General features: G+C 57.6%; 19 protein-coding genes and 1 pseudogene. 16 read left to right on the top strand and 4 right to left on the bottom strand.

The genetic code is table 11. The features are described 5' to 3' along the window. Nucleotides 1-9: 9 nt before the first annotated feature. The 3 genes from J2X72_RS00100 to J2X72_RS00090 all read left to right on the top strand — a co-directional run bounded on the left by J2X72_RS00100 (nt 10) and on the right by J2X72_RS00090 (nt 1,607). Entirely contained in the window at nt 10-762 is a 753-nt protein-coding gene (locus tag J2X72_RS00100; RefSeq protein WP_310067134.1) for a GNAT family N-acetyltransferase, read from the top strand. Continuing rightward, a complete protein-coding gene (locus J2X72_RS00095; RefSeq protein WP_310067131.1) occupies nt 759-1,166 on the top strand; it encodes a (deoxy)nucleoside triphosphate pyrophosphohydrolase in 408 nt (135 codons plus the stop codon). The genes J2X72_RS00100 and J2X72_RS00095 overlap by 4 nt, the downstream gene beginning before the upstream one ends. Before the next feature lie 111 nt (nt 1,167-1,277). Continuing rightward, on the top strand, nt 1,278-1,607 hold the full coding sequence (locus J2X72_RS00090; RefSeq protein WP_310067128.1) for a hypothetical protein: 330 nt from the start codon (nt 1,278-1,280) through the stop codon (nt 1,605-1,607). A gap of 36 nt (nt 1,608-1,643) precedes the next feature. On the opposite strand, the gene J2X72_RS00085 is transcribed toward J2X72_RS00090, so the two are convergent. Further along, entirely contained in the window at nt 1,644-2,534 is an 891-nt protein-coding gene (locus J2X72_RS00085; RefSeq protein WP_310067125.1) for a methyltransferase domain-containing protein, read from the bottom strand. A 62-nt stretch (nt 2,535-2,596) separates the two neighbouring features. On the opposite strand from J2X72_RS00085, the gene J2X72_RS00080 reads away from it, so the two are divergent. The 5 genes from J2X72_RS00080 (at nt 2,597) to J2X72_RS00060 (ending at nt 5,991) form a co-directional block, all read left to right on the top strand. After that, on the top strand, nt 2,597-3,376 hold the full coding sequence (locus J2X72_RS00080) for a ComF family protein (RefSeq protein ID WP_209999595.1): 780 nt from the start codon (nt 2,597-2,599) through the stop codon (nt 3,374-3,376). 88 nt (nt 3,377-3,464) lie between these two features. Beyond that, nucleotides 3,465-3,734, top strand: a complete 270-nt coding sequence (grxC, locus tag J2X72_RS00075; protein ID WP_209999596.1) for a glutaredoxin 3 — start codon at nt 3,465-3,467, stop codon at nt 3,732-3,734. Between the two features lie 10 nt (nt 3,735-3,744). Beyond that, nucleotides 3,745-4,611 (top strand): carbon-nitrogen hydrolase family protein, encoded by an 867-nt coding sequence (locus J2X72_RS00070; protein ID WP_310067121.1) that lies wholly within the window; start codon nt 3,745-3,747, stop codon nt 4,609-4,611. Beyond that, entirely contained in the window at nt 4,608-5,021 is a 414-nt protein-coding gene (locus J2X72_RS00065) for a DUF1178 family protein (protein ID WP_310067118.1), read from the top strand. Before J2X72_RS00070 ends, J2X72_RS00065 begins: the two co-directional genes overlap by 4 nt. A 64-nt stretch (nt 5,022-5,085) precedes the next feature. Beyond that, nucleotides 5,086-5,991 (top strand): DMT family transporter, encoded by a 906-nt coding sequence (locus tag J2X72_RS00060; RefSeq protein ID WP_310067115.1) that lies wholly within the window; start codon nt 5,086-5,088, stop codon nt 5,989-5,991. Here the strand turns inward: J2X72_RS00060 and ubiG are convergent. Together ubiG and J2X72_RS00050 are read right to left on the bottom strand one after the other, a co-directional pair. Beyond that, complete coding sequence (ubiG, locus tag J2X72_RS00055; protein ID WP_310067113.1) at nt 5,978-6,721, bottom strand: bifunctional 2-polyprenyl-6-hydroxyphenol methylase/3-demethylubiquinol 3-O-methyltransferase UbiG; 744 nt, start codon at nt 6,719-6,721, stop codon at nt 5,978-5,980. The two genes, J2X72_RS00060 and ubiG, sit on opposite strands and share 14 nt — an antisense overlap. A 90-nt stretch (nt 6,722-6,811) precedes the next feature. Next, nucleotides 6,812-7,204, bottom strand: a complete 393-nt coding sequence (locus J2X72_RS00050) for a GFA family protein (RefSeq protein ID WP_310067111.1) — start codon at nt 7,202-7,204, stop codon at nt 6,812-6,814. A 243-nt stretch (nt 7,205-7,447) separates the two neighbouring features. Between J2X72_RS00050 and J2X72_RS00045 the strand changes: the two genes are divergently transcribed. The 8 genes and pseudogenes from J2X72_RS00045 (at nt 7,448) to J2X72_RS00010 (ending at nt 18,761) form a co-directional block, all read left to right on the top strand. After that, complete coding sequence (locus J2X72_RS00045) at nt 7,448-8,701, top strand: aspartate kinase (RefSeq protein ID WP_112532270.1); 1,254 nt, start codon at nt 7,448-7,450, stop codon at nt 8,699-8,701. 138 nt (nt 8,702-8,839) lie between these two features. Then, the gene (gene ptsP / locus J2X72_RS00040) at nt 8,840-11,080 is read left to right on the top strand and encodes a phosphoenolpyruvate--protein phosphotransferase (RefSeq protein ID WP_210000057.1); all 2,241 of its coding nucleotides are present in this window, start codon (nt 8,840-8,842) and stop codon (nt 11,078-11,080) included. Between the two features lie 31 nt (nt 11,081-11,111). Continuing rightward, nucleotides 11,112-12,167 carry a peptide chain release factor 1 gene (gene prfA / locus J2X72_RS00035; protein WP_405044614.1) on the top strand — a complete coding sequence of 352 codons (1,056 nt, stop codon included), beginning with the start codon at nt 11,112-11,114 and terminating at the stop codon, nt 12,165-12,167. A gap of 5 nt (nt 12,168-12,172) precedes the next feature. Beyond that, entirely contained in the window at nt 12,173-13,042 is an 870-nt protein-coding gene (gene prmC, locus J2X72_RS00030; protein ID WP_310069202.1) for a peptide chain release factor N(5)-glutamine methyltransferase, read from the top strand. Nucleotides 13,043-13,337: 295 nt separating this feature from the next. Next, nucleotides 13,338-13,535 (top strand): annotated as a pseudogene (locus tag J2X72_RS00025) (DUF4167 domain-containing protein); the annotation flags it as partial. Nucleotides 13,536-13,844: 309 nt separating this feature from the next. Next, nucleotides 13,845-14,183, top strand: coding sequence for a hypothetical protein (locus J2X72_RS00020; protein WP_310069352.1), 339 nt, complete (start codon nt 13,845-13,847; stop codon nt 14,181-14,183). Nucleotides 14,184-14,584: 401 nt separating this feature from the next. Continuing rightward, nucleotides 14,585-17,197 carry an ATP-dependent chaperone ClpB gene (clpB, locus tag J2X72_RS00015; protein WP_310067100.1) on the top strand — a complete coding sequence of 871 codons (2,613 nt, stop codon included), beginning with the start codon at nt 14,585-14,587 and terminating at the stop codon, nt 17,195-17,197. Between the two features lie 178 nt (nt 17,198-17,375). Next, entirely contained in the window at nt 17,376-18,761 is a 1,386-nt protein-coding gene (locus J2X72_RS00010) for a L,D-transpeptidase (RefSeq protein ID WP_310067097.1), read from the top strand. A gap of 2 nt (nt 18,762-18,763) precedes the next feature. On the opposite strand, the gene J2X72_RS00005 is transcribed toward J2X72_RS00010, so the two are convergent. Beyond that, a complete protein-coding gene (locus tag J2X72_RS00005) occupies nt 18,764-20,716 on the bottom strand; it encodes a M23 family metallopeptidase (protein WP_209999619.1) in 1,953 nt (650 codons plus the stop codon). Nucleotides 20,717-21,165: the final 449 nt, after the last annotated feature.

Below are 21,165 nucleotides of genomic sequence, written 5' to 3'. Positions count from 1 at the left end.
GGATCATGCATGCAGTTAGCCCAAATCAGACAGTTTGAGGCAGTCGGCTTCCGGTCCTGGCCCGCATCGTCGGTGCATTACGATGGAAGCTGGGCAATTCGCATGACGGCCAGCCACCCATCGAAGCGGTTGAATTCGGTCAATCCGCTTGATCCCGGTGATACCGGCAATCTCGAACAGCGGGTGGCACGTGCAGCACAACGGTTTCGCGCCTATGGCAGACCGCCGATTTTCCGCCAGTCACCACTCGCGCCGGAAGCGCTCGACGAATACCTCGAGGAGCTCGGCTGGGTACGTTTCGACGAATCCATGGTCATGGTCGTCGATCTGGCGAATGTCGATCTTGCGGACGCAATCGATCAAATTCCGCTCAAAGACATAGGTCGATTTATCGACGCCGCCTTGCAGGTACAGGGAGACGATGCGACGCTAAAACCTGGCCTTTTTGAAGTTATCAATGCTATTCGTCCATCCAAGGGCTTGTTCGTTATCGAAGAGGGTGCAGTACCGGTGTCAACGGCGATCTGTGTGCAGGATGGCGCACTTGCAGGTCTTTTCAATATAGGAACGGCGGCTAACCGGCGTCGCGTGGGCCTCGGCCGCACGATTATCAAATCGGCATTGAAATGGGCCGTGCAGCACGGCGCGAAGAAAGCGTGGTTGCAGGTCGAAGTAGCCAACACCGGCGCCGTCGCGCTCTACGAGCAGATGGGCTTTAATGAAGCTTATCGCTATTCTTACAGGCAGGCGCCGGGGACATGAGCGAACGACCGATCCTTCTCGTGACGGCCTGCGCGCTGGTCGATGCGGATGGACGGGTGTTGCTGACGCAGCGTCCGGAAGGTAAATCGCTCGCCGGTCTCTGGGAGTTTCCGGGCGGCAAGGTCGATCCGGGCGAAACGCCGGAAGAATGCCTGATCCGCGAACTGCACGAAGAACTCGGCATCATTGTCAAACCGGCTTGCCTCGCGCCGCTGACTTTTGCCAGCCACACCTATGAAACCTTCCATCTGCTGATGCCGTTGTTTATCTGCCGGCGCTATGAGGGGATACCCCGCGGGATTGAGGGCCAGGTTCTCAAATGGGTACGGCCAAAGGATATGCGCGACTATCCAATGCCGCCGGCAGATATCCCGCTCATCCCGTTCCTCGTCGATCTCCTATAATTTTTTCGCAACCCCAGACTGTATTCTTGCCGCGTTAACTCTGATGCTTAATTGATCCTTCACCTGATTGAGCGACTTTTAGTTAATCTTGACGCGTATTTCAGGTGGGGCATGGGGCGTAAGAACGACTATCTCGATGATGAACTGTTGCAACCGAGCGCTCTTTCGGGTGCAGCCGGAGGTATCTTGCGGATCACATTGCTTTTCGGCTCCGCAGCCGTTGCGCTGGCTTTGATCATTGCGCCGCTTGCCGACCGCGGTTCGCAGGCTGTCGTCGATTATTCGACCAGCCGCTCCATAGATGAGATCCAGACCGGGTCGATCAAGAAGCCCGAACCGGTAACGACGTCCACCTATACGATTCGCCGGAGCGTCCTGCAGTCTTCGCCCAAGGCGGTCTGTATATTGAACAGCGATGGCTCAAAGATCGGCGACTGCTGAGAAAACTCTACCGTGGCGGGATATATGGGCACACGATTATTTCTTCTCGAGTGTTTCCGCATCCTTCAGAAAATCGGCAAGCGATGCCTTGGCGGAGCCGGGCTTCAAAGGCTTCTGCTGCGATTCATGCGCAGCCCAGCCTGACATCCAGATGAACGAGAAAGTTGCCCTTATCCGGCCGTCGGGATCGCTGAACCGCTCCGCATAAATCTCCGCAACCCGCATGAAGTAATGCCGCCTCAATGGCCGCCGCGACCGTCCGATCAGGACGTTCTGCATGCCCATGGCACGCAGGTCACGAATCAGGGCGAAGGCCGAGTCGTAGCGCACCGTATAGGTCTCCATATCGGTGACCGGCAAGGTAAAACCCGCGCGCTGCAACAGGCCGCCGGCATCGCGGACATCGGCAAACGGTACGACCCGCGGGGAGGCACCACCATAAAACTCGCTCTCTGCCGCCAACAGGCATTCGCGCAATTCCGCCAACGTATTCTCGCCGGCCATCGCACCGAGGAACAGACCGTCGGGTTTCAGCGCTCGACGGATTTGCAAGAGGGTGCCTGGCGTGTCGTTGGTGAGATGCAAGGATAATAGTGACACAATAAGGTCGATGCTGGACGGTTTAAGCGGCAGGATCTCCTCATCCGCGACGATTGCAGGGAACGCGTTGTCGAGAAACTGCTGTGCTTGCTCCACGCGCACGATTGTCGTGACCTTGCCGGACCGCTGGATTGCCTGCGCGGCGAGAGCCGTGTGGCTTGCCAGATCCACGGCAACGCCGAACTTGCGTTCAACGGCCGACAGGCGCTCCTCCAGATCTTCGCAAGCGCGCGCAAGCAGGAAATCCGCCGAATTTCCATGCTGACGCAAAGCGCGCAAACGCCTCACCAGCAGTAAATTTCGATCGAAGACCTGATGCCGATCCATTCCGGATTTCTCTGATGTCTGTATAGTTGGGGCGTAGATGCGTTGCATTGGAACGAATTGCAATGGAAACCAGCGGGAAAACAATCGGAGCAGCGATAAGTCTCTTCGCACGCAGCGCAACCAATGGGTTGTTTGGACTGCTGTTTCCTCCGGTTTGCGCCGGCTGTGACAAGCATGTGGCCGAGCCGGGCTCACTGTGCGGTCAATGTTGGTCAAGGGTGCGTTTCATCGAGAAGCCCTATTGCCCGGTGCTCGGCATCCCCTTCAGTCATGATCTTGGCGCTGAAATCCTCTCCGCGGAAGCGATTGCCGACCCGCCCCCGTTCCGGCGCGCCCGCTCGGTCGCTGTGCACGAAGGCGTTATCCGCGATTTGGTGCACCGGCTGAAATATAATGATCGCACTGACCTCGGGCCATGGATGGCGCGCTGGATGGTGCGCGCCGGTGGCGAATTGCTGGATGAATGCGATATTATCGTGCCTGTGCCGCTGCACGCACGGCGTTTCTGGTTTCGCCGGTTCAACCAATCCGCCGAACTTGCCCGGCATCTGGCGCGGTCGAGCGGCAAGGCATTCGATCCGGATGCGCTCAAACGCATTAAACAGACGAAACAGCAAGTGGGCCTCGGTCTGAGTGAACGTGTCGCCAATGTGCGCGGAGCGTTCAAGGTGCCCGTGACGCAGGAAATCAAGGTGCGCGGCCGCAATGTCCTCCTGATCGACGACGTCTACACAACCGGTGCGACCGTCCAGGCCGCGGCCCGCGCCTTGCTTCGAGGCGGTGCAGTCAGCGTTGATGTCCTGACTTTCGGCCGGGTGTTATCCAAAGAATTGTCGCTTTGAGTGTACCCTGGCACTACTTATGCGCAAAAAACAGGTCTTTTCGCCTGAAGTTTTGATGCCTATATAGAAAGGCAAACGGAGCTTTCTAATGGTTGATGTAACAATCTATACGCGTAACGGTTGTGGTTATTGCACAGCCGCCAAAAGCCTTCTGTCTAAAAAGGGCGTCGCTTTCACTGAGCACAATGCCTCGATCGAGCCCACCGCTCGTCAGGAAATGCTGGCGCGTGCCAATGGCCGCTCGACATTTCCGCAAATCTTCATCGGCGACGCACATGTCGGTGGTTGCGATGATTTGTATGCGCTGGAAAATCAGGGCCGTCTCGACAGATTGTTGAAGACCGGCGAACTCGCTTGAGGACGATGATATGAGTTCATTTCGCGCTGCCGCCATCCAGATGCGCTCGGGCACAGACCCTCAAGCCAATGCCGCCGATCTCGCGACCTATGTTGCCGAGGCTGCCGGACAAGGTGCTGTCTACGTCCAGACACCGGAAATGACCGGTTCGTTGCAGCGCGATCGCAAGGCTCTTGCCAGTGTTTTGAAAAGCGAGAGCGACGACATCATCGTTCGCACGGCTTCGGAGCTAGCGGCATCGCACGGAATTCATCTTCATATAGGATCGACTGCGATTGCTCGCGACGATGGCAAGATTGCCAACCGGGCGTTTCTCTTCGGGCCGGATGGCAGTATTCTCACACGGTATGACAAGATCCACATGTTCGACGTCGATCTCGACAATGGCGAGAGCTGGCGCGAGTCCGCTGTCTACGCGCCGGGCGCCGATACGGTCGTGATTGATCTGCCTTTTGCTCGGCTCGGTCTCGCCATCTGCTATGACGTGCGCTTTCCGCAATTGTTCCGGGCCCAGGCATTGGCCGGTGCGTCGGTGATTTCGGCACCCGCCGCCTTCACGCGGCAGACCGGTGAAGCGCATTGGCATGTGTTGCAGCGTGCCCGGGCGATCGAGAATGGCGCCTTCATGATTTCGGCGGCTCAGGGCGGCGTGCATGAGGATGGCCGGGAGACCTATGGTCATTCCATCATCGTCGCGCCGTGGGGTGAGGTTTTGGCGGAGGCCAATCATGCGGCACCCGCGGTTATCGTGGCGGATATCGATCCGGCACTGAGTGCAGCGGCGCGCACGAAGGTGCCCAACCTCAAGAACGCCCGACCGTTCGGGGTTGTCGTGGAAAACGATGGACAGGTGACGAGGTTCAACGCCGCATCATGATTCATTTTTCCCTCCATTGCGACGATGACCACGAGTTTGAAGGCTGGTTTCGCAGCAATGACGATTTCGACACGCAAGTGGAGAAACAGCTTCTTTCCTGCCCCGTTTGTGGTTCGCACAAAGTCGACAAGGCCTTGATGGCGCCGTCGGTTGCAGTTGGCCGTCAAAAGGAAAAGATCGCCATCGCAATGAGCAAGATGGCAAGTGAATTACGTGAAATGGCCAGGAAGGTTCGCGAAAATTCCGACTATGTTGGCAATGAATTTGCCGAGGAAGCCCGCAAAATTCACTTTGGCGAGGCAGAAAAGCGCGGCATTTATGGCGAGGCCACGCGCGACGAAGTCGAAGCGCTCGTGGATGACGGTGTCGATGTAATGCCTCTGCCGGTCTTTCCCGACGACCACAATTGAGCTTGATAGGCTGATGGCGATGTCTATGGTGCGGTAGTCGATTCTGACTAACCGGATGAATTCCATGCAATTTCTGAATTCCGCCCCCGCGCTGCTCGTGTTAACGGGCGCTTTTCTGGGGTTGACTCTGCCCTTCGGCAAATTGGCTTTTGCCGCGGGCATTGCTCCATCTCTATGGGCGTTCGTTATCTCGGTCGGTGCCGGAACGGTGCTTCTGGTGGCCTTCCTTCTCATGGGAAAGCGTCCGCGTCTCGATGCGCATATGATCCGGTACTATCTGATCGCCTCACTGATCTCCTATGCCATTCCTAACCTGATGACACTCTCGGCGATTCCGCATCTCGGCTCGGGGTTTACGGGGATCATGTACACGTTGTCACCAGTATTTACTCTGCTGCTTTCCATCCTTTTCAAGATGCGCAGCCCCAATCTCCTTGGACTTCTCGGCATATTTACCGGCTTTGCAGGGGCCGTCCTCGTAGGGTTTACCCGGGGTCAGGTCGGCCAGCCGGCTGAACCTCTCTGGGTGGCGATCGGCTTGCTCATCCCGGTACTGCTCGCCCTCGGCAATGTCTATCGCACGATCGATTGGCCGGACGATGCGGATCCAACCGAGCTTGCTGCTGGCAGCCATTTGACCACAGCGGTGCTGCTGGTTCCGATTATTTTCTGGGTGACAGGTACATTTCCCGCTGAACCGCTCGGCGCTGTGCCTTGGCTGGTCTTTGCCCAGGTTCTGGCGTCAGCTTGCATGTTCGCTTTGTACTTCCGGCTCCAGGCCGTCGGCGGACCGGTCTATCTCAGCCAGATCGGCTATGTCGGCGCGGCAGTTGCATTGCTCGCTGGAACGCTTTTTCTTGGGGAGGTCTATCAGCTCGCAACCTGGATCGGTGCGGCGATCATCACCATTGGCGTGTTGATGACCACGAAGGCCCAGCAGATGCAGCAGACAGCTACTAAGGTCGCGTAGCCAGAACCATATAATTTACATTGGTATCGCGTGAACGGTTCCAGCTGTCTGCCAAGGGATTGTAGGTCACGCCGACTTTTTCCACGACCTCCAGCCCTGCCTGCGACAAGGCAGTTTCCAGTTCTTCCGGGCGGACCAGCTTTTCATATTGGTGCGTTCCGCGCGGCAACCAGCGAAGCACATATTCCGCGCCGAAGATGGCAAGGCCGAGCGCCTTTAGGGTCCGGTTGATGGTGGCGACAAAGGTCATGCCGCCGGGTTTGACCATTTGGGAACAGGCAGTCATGTAGAGCTCGACATCGGCAACATGCTCGACGACTTCCATATTCAGAACGACGTCGAACTGTTCTCCCGCATCGGCGAGGGCTTCGGCTGTCGTTGCGCGATAATCGATCGAGAGTCCGCTCTGCGCCGCGTGAATCTTCGCGACTTCGATATTTGTTTCGCCGGCATCGGCCCCAACAACTGTCGCTCCCAGACGCGCCATGGGTTCGCACAGAAGGCCACCACCGCAACCGATATCAAGAATACGCAAGCCCGCGAAAGGCGCCGGGACATTCGGATCGATGCCGTAGTGGGCGCAGACCTTCTCCTTGATATAGGCAAGGCGCGTCGGATTGAACTTGTGCAACGGACGGAATTTGCCCTGCGGGTTCCACCACTCTGCTGCCATGCGCGAGAAACGCTCGACTTCTGCGTCATCAATTGTGGTGCGCTGTGCTGTTGCCATCGGTTCTGTCCTTGTTGCTCTCTTCGAGTGGACCCTTCCAGCAAAAAATGTCAAGCCGTACTCGGCATTTGACCCTGACGGCCTGGAGCTCTAATCCTCGAAACGCCCTGCGCCTTCACGATCACGGTCGTATCGTTGGATGAGCGGAAAGGGCGGCAGCCACGCCTCGCGACGAATGGTCCAGCTTTCGTAGGTTGGCATCAGTTGGTCTGGGGCGTCCAAAGCTCCCAGATGCACTTCGACTTCGTCGGCTGTGCGGGCGAAAACGGACGAGCCGCAGCGGGGACAGAAAAAACGCCCGGCGTAGTCCCGTGTTTCACCGTCGATCGTCACCGCATCCTGAGGGAATACCGCGGCAGCGTAGAAAAGTGCCCCATGATGCTTGCGGCAGTCGAGACAGTGACAAAGTCCGACCCGGTATGGGCGTCCCGACGCCACAATTCGAACGTTGCCGCACAGGCAGCCGCCGGTGAATCGGTCCATGCTGCGTCTCCTCCAGATCAGCGAACGGAATGTTTACGACGAACGGCACTGTCATTGCAATTGCCCGCTGCGGCTGGGGCGCGTCGTTCTGCCGGAGTGAGCGATAGATCAAACAACCGTCGGGCGTTCTTGCAGTCCGGTGATATTTTCGCTATGGGAGCCGCATTCATTTGGCGGGTGGCTCTTTCGATTCAAGCGGCTCCTCACCAATATATTTCAGGCATTCCAGAACGGTACCTTCCCATGGCACGCATTGTGATGAAATTCGGCGGCACTTCGGTGGCCGATATTGACCGCATCCGTAATGTGGCCCGGCATGTCAAACGCGAAGTCGATGCGGGACATGAGGTCGCTGTTGTGGTTTCCGCCATGGCCGGGAAGACCAATGAGCTCGTGGCCTGGACGCGGCAGACATCGCCAATGCACGACGCGCGCGAGTATGATGCAATTGTCGCATCGGGTGAGCAGGTGACGGCTGGTCTGCTTGCAATCGCCCTGCAGGCGATGGGCGTCCACGCCCGTTCCTGGCAAGGCTGGCAAATTCCGATCAAGACCGACAACGCCCACGGCGCTGCCAGAATTCTCGATATCGACGGTTCATTCCTCATCGAGCGGTTCGCCGAGGGCCAGGTGGCTGTTATCTCCGGATTTCAGGGCATTGGTCCGGACAATCGCATTTCCACCTTGGGACGCGGCGGCTCAGATACCAGTGCGGTTGCAATCGCAGCTTCGGTGAAGGCCGATCGATGTGATATCTATACCGACGTCGATGGTGTCTATACGACCGATCCGCGCGTTGAACCAAAGGCGCGGCGGCTGTCGCGCATATCGTTCGAAGAAATGCTGGAGATGGCATCTCTTGGCGCGAAGGTCCTGCAGGTGCGATCTGTCGAGCTTGCCATGGTGCACAAAGTGCGCACCTTTGTCAGGTCCAGTTTCGAGGACCCCGATGCGCCGGGCATGGGTGATCTCATCAATCCGCCCGGAACACTTATTTGCGACGAGGAAGAAATCGTGGAACAGCAGGTTGTCACAGGAATTGCCTACGCCAAGGACGAAGCCCAGATTTCGCTGCGCCGTGTTGCCGACCGTCCGGGCATATCCGCCGCTATTTTTGGCCCGCTCGCCGAGTCCCACATCAATGTCGACATGATCGTCCAGAATGTGTCAGAAGACGGCACCAAAACTGACATGACCTTTACCGTGCCTTCGGGGGATCTCGACAAAGCTCTCGTCGTCCTCGAAAAAGTCAAGGCGGAGATCGGCTGCGATATCATCCAGTCGGAAGCCGGCATGGTCAAAGTTTCGGTCATAGGTATTGGTATGCGCAGTCACGCGGGTGTTGCAGCGACGGCGTTTCGCGCGCTCGCGGACAAGGGTATCAACATCCGGGCCATCACGACCTCGGAGATCAAGATTTCCATTCTGATTGATGGCCCGTATGCGGAACTTGCCGTACGCACTTTGCATTCTGTGTACGGTCTGGATAAGCATTAGAATCAAGAAAATGTTTGTCGGCCGCGTCGCTGGCTGACATGATCACTCGAATGCGGTGAGGCTATCCGGTCTTGCCGGTATTCTTATGGAGAAAGGCTCCCAGTGCCAACGCGCGAGCAGACAACAGGTCCCCGTGTCATGCTGAAGCGTCTTCGCGAGCTAATGGCGGAGGCGCTTGAGCCGCAGGAGAGGCTTGACCGGATTGTTCGCGATATTGCGCAGAACATGGTTGCGGAAGTGTGTTCGTTCTACGTGCTTCGCTCCGATGGTGTCCTGGAACTTTACGCAACCGAAGGTTTGAATCCGTCCGCCGTGCATCTGGCGCAATTGCGTCTTGGGCAGGGCCTTGTCGGTACCATCGCAGCCAGCGCCCGCCCGCTCAATCTGACCGACGCGCAGACCCACCCGGCCTTCGCCTATCTGCCGGAGACAGGCGAGGAGGTTTATAACTCATTCCTTGGTGTGCCGATCCTCCGGGCGGGTCGCACCTTGGGCGTCCTCGTCGTCCAGAACCGGACAAAACGCGTCTATCGCGAGGATGAGGTCGAAGCACTTGAAACGACGGCCATGGTGCTGGCGGAAATGGTTGCCGCTGGCAGTCTGACGCGGCTTGCGCGGCCAGGGGTCGAACTCGACATGGGCAAGCCCATGAGCTTCAGCGGCAGCGCCTTCAATGATGGCGTGGGCCTCGGGCACGTGGTGCTGCATGAGCCGCGCATTGTCGTCACAAATCTCTTCAACGAGAATATCGACACGGAAATCGACCGGCTCGAAACGTCGCTCGGTTCATTGCGCATTTCGATCGATGACATGTTGTCGCGCCGCGATGTGGCCTTTGAGGGCGAGCATCGCGAGGTGCTCGAAGCCTATCGAATGTTCGCTCACGATACGGGATGGGTGCGGCGTCTCGAAGAGGCAATTCGCAACGGCCTGACCGCGGAAGCCGCCGTCGAGAAGGTGCAGAGCGATACGCGCGCCCGGATGATGCACCTGACAGATCCCTATATGCGCGAGCGGCTGAGCGATTTCGACGACCTTGCCAACCGTTTGCTGCGCCAGCTGATGGGCCGCGACGTCAAGACCATGGCGGGTTCCCTCGCCAAGGACGCCATCATTATCGCACGCTCGATGGGCGCCGCAGAACTCCTCGACTACCCGCGCGAACGCCTGCGAGGTCTTGTGCTCGAAGATGGTGCCGCGACCAGCCACGTGGTGATCGTAGCCCGTGCCATGGGCATCCCGGTTGCCGGGCAGGTCAAGGGCGTCGTCTCCATGGCCGAAAACAACGACGCGGTGATCGTCGATGGTGATGACGGCCGAGTGCATTTGCGCCCGCAGTCGGACGTGGAGGCCGCCTACACGGAAAAGGTCAAGTTCCGTGCCAAGCGTCAGGCGCTTTACCGGGAATTGCGCGACCAGCCTTCGGTGACGAAGGATGGAGTGCATATTTCGCTGTTGATGAATGCCGGTCTGCTCGTCGACCTGCCGCAATTGGTGGAAGCGGGTGCTGCGGGTATCGGCCTGTTCCGTACCGAACTTCAATTCATGGTCGCCTCGACTTTCCCGCGTGCCGAACAGCAGGAGCGGCTCTATCGCTCCGTATTGGATGCCGCGGGTGATAAACCGGTGACATTCCGGACGCTCGATATAGGGGGCGACAAGGTGCTGCCCTATTTCCGCAGCGATGCCAATGAAGAAAACCCTGCCATGGGCTGGCGGGCGATCCGCCTGACGCTCGATCGCCCGGGGCTCTTGCGCACGCAGGTGCGGGCGCTTTTGAAAGCGGCGGGCGGACGCGAATTGCGGCTGATGCTGCCGATGGTCACGGAAGTGGCAGAAGTGCGCAAGGCTAGCGAACTGATAAACCGTGAGGTGCAACACCTGTCGCGCTTCGCCCACAATCTGCCGACGCGGGTCAAGATCGGGGCGATGGTGGAGGTGCCATCGTTGCTGTGGCAACTCGACGAACTCATGTCGGTGGTGGATTTTGTTTCGGTTGGCTCGAACGATCTGTTTCAATTCGTCATGGCGGTCGACCGCGGCAATTCGATCATCACCAACCGGTTCGACAATCTGTCGGTGCCCTTCCTGCGGGTGTTGCGTCAGATCGCCGATGCGGGAAACCGCAACAACACCGACGTGACGCTTTGTGGTGAAATGGCCGGAAAACCGCTTTCTGCCATGGCGCTGATCGGGCTTGGATATCGCTCCATCTCGATGTCGCCTGCATCGATCGGCCCGATCAAGGCCATGCTCGGCACGGTCGACGTGGCAGAACTTACCGCGCAACTCGCCGATGCGATCGACAACCACGGCGAAACCGGTTCGTTGCGCCATGTCCTAACCAAGTTCGCAGAGCGAGCTGGCGTCCCATTGTGAGGTTTGAGTGAGTTCTATTCCGCAGGATCGTATGGATCAACTGCTGAAGCGTTTCTCCATGATGGAGACGCAGATGGCGAGCAATCCTGATTCCGAAACCTATGTGAAGCTGGCATCGGAATATTCCGAGCTTGAGCCCGTGGTCGCCAAGATCCGCGATTTGCTCGCTGCGCGCAGCGAAGCGGAAGGCTTGCAAGTGATGCTCGATGACAATGCTACCGACAGGGACATGCGGGAATTGGCGGAAGCCGAGCTGCCAGACATCGAGGAGCGCATCGCGGAGCTGGAGAAGGACATCCAGGTTCTGCTCTTGCCAAAAGACGTCGCCGACGAGCGCAACGCCATCCTCGAAATCCGCGCCGGCACTGGCGGCTCTGAAGCGGCCCTATTCGGCGGTGATCTGTTTCGCATGTATGAGCGCTATGCAGCTGCAAATGGCTGGCGCGTCGAGTTGATATCGGCCAGCGATGGCGAAGCCGGCGGCTACAAGGAAGTGATTGCCATGGTTTCGGGCAAGGGCGTTTTCGCCAAGCTGAAATTCGAATCGGGAGTCCATCGGGTACAACGCGTGCCGGATACCGAGGCGAGCGGCCGCATCCATACGTCCGCCGCGACTGTTGCCGTACTGCCGGAAGCCGAGGAGATCGACATCGATATCCGGCCCGACGATATTCGTATCGATACAATGCGTGCATCGGGATCGGGCGGCCAGCACGTCAATACAACAGACTCGGCGGTCCGTATCACGCACATTCCTTCCGGCATCGTCGTGGTGCAAGCGGAGAAGTCGCAGCACCAGAACCGTGCCCGGGCCATGCAGGTTCTGCGTTCGCGCCTGTTCGACATGCAGCGCCAGAAGGCCGATAGCGAGCGCTCCGAGGCCCGGCGCAGCCAGGTGGGTTCGGGTGATCGCTCCGAGCGCATCCGCACTTACAATTTTCCGCAAGGGCGTGTGACCGATCATCGCATCAACCTGACGCTCTACAAGCTTGACCGCATCATGGAAGGCGATCTCGACGAACTTATCAGCGCGCTGATCTCCGACTACCAGACAGCGTTACTCGCCCAGATGAACGAAAGCTTTTGAGCGCCATGACAAAGCCTGGGACGCGCCTCGCCGATGTGCATAGAGAGGCCCGCGTTCTTCTAGCAAAAGCGGGACTCGAAACGGCCGATCTCGACGCACGGCTGTTGGTCGAATGGCTAACCGGCTGTGATCAGCTGGAGGCGATCCGCAATCCGGCCCGGTTGATCGACCAGGCGATCGTTGCGCAACTTCACACAGTCCTTATCCGGCGAATCGATGGCGAGTCCGTGCATCGGATCATCGGCAAGCGTGCCTTTTTTGGTATCGAACTTGGGCTTTCCGCAGACACACTCGAGCCAAGGCCCGACACCGAAGCCCTGGTGGAGCTGGCGATCCCCTTTCTGCGCCAGCGTATCGAGGAACAGGGTGTAGCGGACCTAATCGACCTTGGAACCGGGACGGGCGCGATCGCATTGGCGTTGCTCGACCAATTCAGCCTATTGCGTGCAGTGGGCGTCGATATTTCTGCAGGTGCTCTTGATACGGCGCGTGACAATGCCCAAATCAACAACATGTCGGATCGTTTTGCAGGCCTTCATTCGGATTGGTTTTCCGAGATAAGTGGCTCATTCGACCTGATTGTTTCCAATCCGCCATATATACCATCCGCCGATATAAAAGGCTTGCAACGTGAAGTAGCGCTGCATGATCCGGTGAAGGCTCTGGATGGCGGGCAGGATGGCCTCGCGCCCTACCGAATCATTGCCGGGCACTCCCGGCAGCATCTCAGGCAAGGTGGTGCGGTCGCACTGGAAATCGGTTTTGGGCAACGCAGTGATATCGAGGCGATCTTTTCAAAGGAAAAATTCGCTTTGGGTGGTGTCCAGAGAGATATTGGTGGGCGCGAAAGGGCACTTTTATTCACACCAATGTAAAAAGATTGAAAAAAGGCTTGGAATTTGGCCGGAACACGGCTAGTTTCCGGGTACCGCACTAAACCGAAACAAATCTGGTCTGCCTGTCAAGAGATTGATACGGAAATTCCGGGTGTTTGATTTCTCTTCGGAAATAGCTTTGGGGAAATGGTTTTTGCGGCAGCACAAAAGTTTTATGAAACTTTGGATGCGATTGAAGCGCGGGGCGCGCTTCAGGTCGGCACTTGAGAAGCGAAGCTTTTTGACTCAAATGGTGAGCAAATTAGCGCCCCTGATTTTCTGAAAAGAGATAAGTATGAGGCCAGTACAGCAGAATAGGCGCATGCGCGGACGCGGTAACAATAATAACCGCAGCAAAGGTCCCAACCCATTGTCCCGTAACTACGAGAGCAACGGCCCCGATGTCAAAATCCGGGGGAATGCTCAGCACGTCGCCGAAAAATATACCACTCTTGCACGGGATGCACAGAGTGCCGGTGACCGCGTGATGGCTGAAAACTATCTCCAGCACGCCGAGCACTATAATCGAATCATTCTTGCGGCTCAGGCTCAGGCGCCTGTCCAGTATCAGCGCGATGACCAGGATCAGGATCAGGACGATGAGAACGGCTATGATGACGATGGCATGAATAATGGCAACGGTAACGGCAGCGATACCGATCGTCAGGAGGGTCCTGAACGCCAGGAATTCTCGCAGCGTCAGGATCGTCAGCAGCGTCAAGATGGCCAGGACCGGCCTGAGCGCCAAGATCGTCCGGAACGTCAGGATCGCCGCGACCGGCAAGAACGGCATGAGCGTGTTATGCATCAGCCGATCAATGGCAGCGGACCACAGCCAATCATTCAGGGTACGCCCGCCGAAGTCGTTTATGACGACGACACGGTCAGCCAGCGTCAACCTCAGCCTCAGCCACAGGTTCAGCCGATTGAAAACGGCGCCGCAGCGGCACCCGAGGCGGAGGCTGCTGCCGAAGCAAAGCCAGCGCGTCGCGCCCCGCGTGGCCGTAGGCCAGCCCGGCCGCGTGTCGCGGAGGAAAATGGTGCGGAGGCAAGTGCTCCGGACACCGCCAACGATCTTTCGCCTGCCGGCATCGTTGCCGAGGTGAAGAAGCGCCGGACGGCGGTCGAATCCGACATTTGACCTGATTGATCTGATTGGATCGAAAATTACGCCACGCGCGGGGAAACCTGCGGGTGGCGTTTTTATTTCGGTTGTCGATGAGAAGTATCAGACCGAGGGTACAATTTTTGCCGGATGGCAATGTTGATCGCTTCTCTTCCAAGACGCGCTTCGACGACCGCCCCACCTCCCCAGCATGCAGCTATGGCCAGAGTCGGATGAGGGCGTGGCAATGGTGGGGCTTTTTGTGCTAGAACAACCAGTCGCAGGCAGTACTAAAGCTGGAATTTCGATCTTGCAGGCAGCGGACAATATTCCCATATCTGCTTCGAGCGAATGGGTCTGCCTCTTGCAGGAGGCCCGTCACCAACACACCGTGCGATGCCGCTTGAAGGGTCGTTCGGGAAAAGGAGACACACCATATGAACATTGAAAAATATACTGAGCGCGTCCGGGGGTTCATCCAGTCAGCACAGACCTTTGCCCTCTCATCCAACCACCAGCAATTTGCACCCGAACATTTGTTGAAGGTCCTGGTCGATGACGAGGAGGGCCTTGCCGCATCCCTGATCGAGCGGGCAGGCGGCCGCATAGCTGATGTACGCCTTGGCTTGCAGGCGGCGCTTGACGCCCTGCCCAAAGTGACCGGCGGTAACGGCCAGCTTTATCTTGCTCAGCCCTTGGCCAAGGTTTTCACGACTGCGGAGGAACTGGCGCAGAAAGCGGGCGACAGTTTTGTTACTGTCGAAAGGCTTTTGACCGCGATGGCCATCGAAAAGTCGGCCAAGACAGCGGACATATTGAGCCGTGCCGGGGTGACCGCTGCGGGGCTCAATGCCGTCATCAACGATATTCGCAAGGGGCGGACCGCAGATTCGGCTTCAGCCGAAAACACCTACGATGCCTTGAAGAAATATGCACGCGACCTCACTGCGGATGCACGGGCCGGGAAGCTCGATCCGGTAATTGGACGCGACGATGAAATCCGCCGCACTATTCAGGTCTTGTCGCGTCGTACCAAGAATAATCCGGTGCTGATTGGCGAGCCGGGCGTCGGCAAGACGGCAATTGCCGAAGGCCTTGCGCTGCGCATCGTCAATGGCGATGTGCCCGAATCACTGAAAGACAAGCAGTTGATGGCGCTCGACATGGGCGCTCTGATTGCCGGAGCGAAATATCGTGGTGAGTTCGAGGAGCGGCTGAAAGGTGTCCTGTCCGAAGTCACTTCGGCAAACGGCGAGATCATCCTGTTCATCGACGAGATGCACACGCTTGTGGGCGCGGGTAAGGCCGAGGGCGCAATGGACGCTTCCAACCTCCTGAAGCCGGCACTGGCTCGCGGCGAACTGCACTGTGTTGGCGCGACGACGCTCGAGGAATATCGCAAGCATGTCGAAAAGGACGCGGCGCTTGCCCGCCGGTTTCAGCCGGTGTTTGTCGACGAGCCGACGGTGGAAGATACCATCTCGATCCTGCGTGGCCTGAAGGAGAAATACGAGCAGCATCATAAAGTTCGAATTTCCGATTCGGCGCTTGTTGCTGCGGCGACACTGTCCAACCGCTACATCACTGACCGGTTCTTGCCCGACAAGGCGATCGATCTGATCGATGAAGGCGCAGCACGGCTTCGCATGCAAGTCGATTCCAAACCGGAAGAACTGGACGAGATCGACCGGCGTATCATGCAGTTGAAGATCGAGCGCGAGGCGCTGAAGGTGGAAAAGGATGACGCATCCCGCGATCGTCTTGAGCGGCTGGAAAAGGAACTCGCCGATCTGGAAGAACAGTCAACCGCGATAACCAACACATGGCAGGCTGAAAAGCAGAAACTCGGTCATGCGGCGGACTTGAAGCGGCAGCTTGACGATGCGCGCAATGCACTTGCGTCTGCTCAGCGCAACGGTGAATTCCAGAAGGCCGGCGAGCTTGCCTACGGGACGATCCCTCAGTTGGAAAAGCAGCTGGCGGAGGCTGAACAGCATGACGGTTCAACCTCGATGGTCGAAGAAATCGTGACACCGGATCATATCGCGCAGGTTGTCTCGCGCTGGACTGGCATACCGGTCGACCGGATGCTGGAAGGCGAACGTGAGAAGCTGTTGCGTATGGAGGATGAGCTGGCCAAGCGGGTCGTCGGTCAGGGCGAAGCAGTCCAGGCCGTGTCGAAAGCCATTCGCCGTGCGCGTGCAGGATTGCAGGATCCCAACCGGCCTATCGGCTCGTTCATCTTTCTTGGGCCAACAGGTGTCGGCAAAACGGAGTTGACGAAAACTCTGGCTTCATTCCTGTTCTCCGACGAGACGGCCATGGTCCGGCTCGACATGTCCGAATACATGGAAAAGCATTCGGTCTCGCGGCTGATCGGCGCGCCCCCCGGCTATGTCGGTTATGAAGAGGGTGGTGCTCTTACCGAGGCTGTCCGGCGCAGGCCTTATCAGGTGGTTCTCTTCGATGAGATCGAAAAGGCTCATCCGGATGTGTTCAACGTGCTTCTCCAGGTTCTCGACGATGGCCGCTTGACCGACGGTCAGGGGCGCACTGTCGATTTCCGCAACACGCTGATCATCATGACATCGAACCTTGGGGCCGAGTACCTCGTCGGGCTCTCAGAAGGCCAGGATGTCGAGGAGGTTCGTGAAGAGGTGATGAACGTCGTCAAGGCATCGTTCAGACCGGAGTTCCTCAACCGTGTGGATGAGATCATTCTGTTCCATAGGTTGCAGCGCAAGGAGATGGGCAAGATCGTGGCAATCCAGCTGCAGCATCTGCAGTCGCTTCTGGCGGATCGCAAGATCGTTTTGAAGATCGATGAGGATGCAACGAACTGGCTGGCCGAGAAAGGTTACGATCCTGCCTATGGTGCGCGACCGTTGAAGCGCGTGATCCAGAAGGAAGTACAAGACCCGCTGGCTGAAAGGATACTGCTCGGCGATATATTGGATGGCTCCACGGTCAAGATCACCGCGGGGTCGGACAGGCTGAACTTCAAGTCTGTTAAATCCACTCCCGAACGGGAAAAGAGCGAGGCCGCGTAAGTCCGCGCTGCACAAAACAGCAAACAAAGGAGATGGCCGCCATATAGCGGCCATTTTCACGTCCCGTTCATTCGATAAATGCAACGATAAACGCCTATCGTCATTAACCATAAAGACAGGAAAATCGGTCATTTATGCTTAACGACAAGTGAGTGGCAGAAAACCGGAAGCTAAAGGCATGACGTCTTATCGTTATTCATTATTTGGTATGTTGTTGATTGCTTCAATTGGTGCTGCCGCTCCGTTCGCCGCGCAAGCCGCAGGAAGCGCTGTGCCCGTCGTTGACGATCAGCCTTCCTACACCGTTGCGCAATGGTTCGAACCGCGTGAGCGGCGGCAAGCTTATCGATCCTATTTCGACGAGTATGGCCGTAAAATTACCGTGGATCGTCGTGGGCGGATCGTTTCGGTCGAAGAGGCGCAAACCAATCAATCGAATGAGGGGACGGATTATTTTCCCGATGCGCCACAAGATCCTTATGACACGGGTGCGATTTCGAATGATCCTTACGGCACGGCACTGCCTTCCGAGAGCGACTATGGCAGCGTCAACCGCGAACCTTTGCCTCCCGCAAACGGCGAATCGGGTTTGCAGCCCACCGATCCGAACTTTGTAGAGCCGGGTTCGCCTGGCGATGGCTTGACAGACGTTCCGCAGCAGGAGCAGATACCGGTTCATCCAAACCCGGCACCGGCGATAGAATTGCCGAAGGGGCAGGGCGCGAAAGCCAAGATCGCCGCCATCCAGGTTCTGCTTGACCGGATAGGTGTGTCGCCAGGCGTTATCGATGGTCACAAGGGCGGGAACGTCGACAAGGCTGTTGCCGCATTCGAGGAAATGACCGGGCAGCAGTTCGATCCTCTCAACGAAGAAGGCATCAACGCATCGCTGGAACAGACCGGCGGTCCGGCGTTCATGTCCTATACGATCACATCCGAAGATGCCGCTTACCCATTCGTTGCATCCATTCCGGAAGATTACAGCCACAAGGCGCAACTGGAGCGCATGGCCTTCACCTCAGTGACGGAAATGCTGGCCGAGCGGTTTCACATGGACGAGAACTATCTGAAAGAGCTCAATCCGGGTATGGATTTCAACACGCCGGGCGTTGCCATTCAGGTTGCAAATATCGGGCAAAATGCCGGCGGTGCCGTAACGCGCATCATCGCCGACAAGGGACGCAAGCAAGTTCGCGGATATAATGCCGAAGGGCGCCTGGTCGTTGCCTATCCGGCAACGATCGGGTCGACGGATACTCCATCGCCTTCAGGTACGGTGCAGGTCGAGCGCGTCGCTCTCAATCCGAACTATACCTACAACCCGAAAATCAATTTCAAGCAAGGTGAGAACAATTCGGTTTTGACGATACCGCCGGGACCGAACGGACCTGTCGGGACCGTGTGGATCGCCTTGTCGAAGCCGACCTACGGGATCCACGGCACACCTGAACCGTCAAAGATCGGCAAGACGAACAGCCACGGTTGTGTGCGTCTGACCAACTGGGATGCGACGGAACTGTCGAAGCTCGTGCAGAAGGGCGTGACGGTCGAATTCCAGGAATAAGTTCAGCCGCTGGCAGCGACCTTGGTGCCCTTCGCTTCGTCGTCCTTAAGAAGCTGATCGATGCGCTCACGTTCACGCTTGAATGCGACTAGATCATCGCCGCCAAGTTCACCGCCGCTTGGAAGGCGGATGCGCATCGGATCGACTTTGGAGCCGTTGACGATCACTTCGTAATGCAAATGAGGGCCGGTCGAAAGCCCTGTCGATCCGAGGTAGCCGATAACCTGGCCCTGCCGCACCTTTGCACCCGGGGTCACACCACTGGCGATAGCGTTCTGGTGCGAATAGCTGCTTTCATAGCCGTTGGAATGGCGAATGAGCGTCTGGTTGCCATAGCCGTTGGTCCACCCCGCACGTTCGACGACACCATTGCCTGCAGCGATGATTGGTGTTCCACGCGGAGCTGACCAGTCCACCCCCGTATGCATGCGGGAATAACCAAGGATAGGATGACGCCGCATGCCGAAGGGAGAACGGAAGATGCCGTTCGGTACGGGTTTCCGCAGCAGGAACTGCTTGGAGCTCTTGCCATCCTCGTCATAATAATCGGTGTTGCCGTCCTTGCTGTGGAACCGGTAGAATTTCTTCAGGTCGCCGCCAAAATTGGCAGCAACATAGAGAATTTCCGAATCGTCGCCAGCCTTCTCCGAATCTGCCGGGAGCGAGAACAAGGCTTCCAGTTCATCGGTGGGGGAAAGCTGCGACTGGAAATCGACATCGGAAGCAAGCATCCTGATGAGCTGCTTGATCATGGAATCCGTCATGCCGTAGGCAACGCCGGCGCGATAGATGCCGTCATAGATCGTGGGCAAATCCTCGGTCCGGCGCGAGACGGGGGGATTGTCGTCGAATGCAACCTGAAGGCCAGGTGTCATCTCCGGTTCGTCTGCCGGGACATATTGGTCGCGGTCGTTGAGGGCGATGGTCAGGACATGCGTGCTTCCATTGTAGACGCTGGCACGCATGATCCTGTCGGTATTGCTCCGGGACTCGATTCCTAGCCGCAATACGCTGCCGCTCTTCAAACGCGGCGAGTTCAACAGCTTGGCGATGGCCTCCGACATGCCCGTCGCGTCGCCGTCCTCATAGCCGGCATCGTTGAGCGCCGCCAGAATATCCTTGTCACTGCGGAACGGAATAAGTTCTTCCGAATAGCCTGCGCTCTCGGCGTCTTCGGACAACCGGGGAGAGACGCTGACGTTTTCCTGAATGATTTTGACGGCAAGGGGACTGCGAAGATTGTAAGGATCCTCGTCTGTACCAAATCGCAGCGGGTCCACGTAATGGAGAGAGGCGACCTGGATTGCGCCGTCGGTCAGAAGCGAGCCAGTGTTGCGGACAACCTCTTCCACATCATCCACACTCAGATCATCGGCGGGATCGTATTGCGCCGTGGCCAGGGGGAAGTCCACGGTACGGAGGCTGACTTCGCTCTCGACCTTGGCACCGTAGATCAGGCCGGTTTTCGGTGTGGGGTCCGTGCCCTCATTGGCTTCCGCAAAGACATCGAGGGGATTGAACGCGGGATATCGGCGATTGGTATTATGGACGTCGGCGAGCGCGATGTGGACGAATTCGAACGGCATTGAGCGAATAACGTCACGCTCGCCATCCTTGAACATCGTCGAAACATCGAGCCGCCTGCGGTCGCGGTTCTTCTGGATGGGTGTCGTTGCGGCAACGCGAGCGCCTTTGGTGACATCGGAATTGCCGCCCGGCGCGGGCATCGCGTTGCGGGCCATCAATTCCGGCGGCGTTGCCAGCTGTTCGCGGCCGTCAAGCGCCGCAAACAGGGCCACACCCATCAATATGCTGGAAGTGATCCCGGTAAGAAAGGTGCCGGCAAGCCATCGTGCCGAGATCTCTCGACGATCCGGCGGGCCACGGCGGCCGTCCGTAATCAACGGCGGCTCGTTGCCCGGATCGATTGATGAGTGCCCCTCGTACTCGTTCATACTGTTAAGTGTTGATCCTGTCGCCGTTACGGACTGCGGGCTTATGAGGTTTTTCGGCGCTTGCCGACCAGCCTTGTACTGGTATGAAATCGATTGGGACGCAGTTTTGCCCTCCCAGCTTGCCTATGTCAACGCGCGGTCCCGCAAGCCTGTGCAAATGCTGCATGGTGCAGAATGATAAGCGGGACTGGTCGTGTGGCATGGGAGCGAGCGCTATGTCGGGATTTGGGCATGTTTGTGGCCGGTCCAATCACATTTCAATTCGCCGGCTATGTCCACGAGGCGCAGCTTTTGCGTGCGAAAGCCGCGCCGCAAAAGTCTCTGTCATATTTTTCATAATTTCTTCAAAATCGATGTTGACAGGTTTGTTGGGTGGGGTCTATATACCGGCACAACGAGGGCGGGGCGCCGCTGGCGGTTGCCGAATGCGCCCTATAGTCTGGTTGACT

The sequence above is a fragment of the Phyllobacterium sp. 1468 genome (assembly GCF_031455525.1).
Classification (GTDB): domain Bacteria; phylum Pseudomonadota; class Alphaproteobacteria; order Rhizobiales; family Rhizobiaceae; genus Phyllobacterium.
The sequence above is the reverse complement of the archived record's forward strand: the minus strand, read 5'-3'. Positions and strand labels throughout refer to the sequence as shown.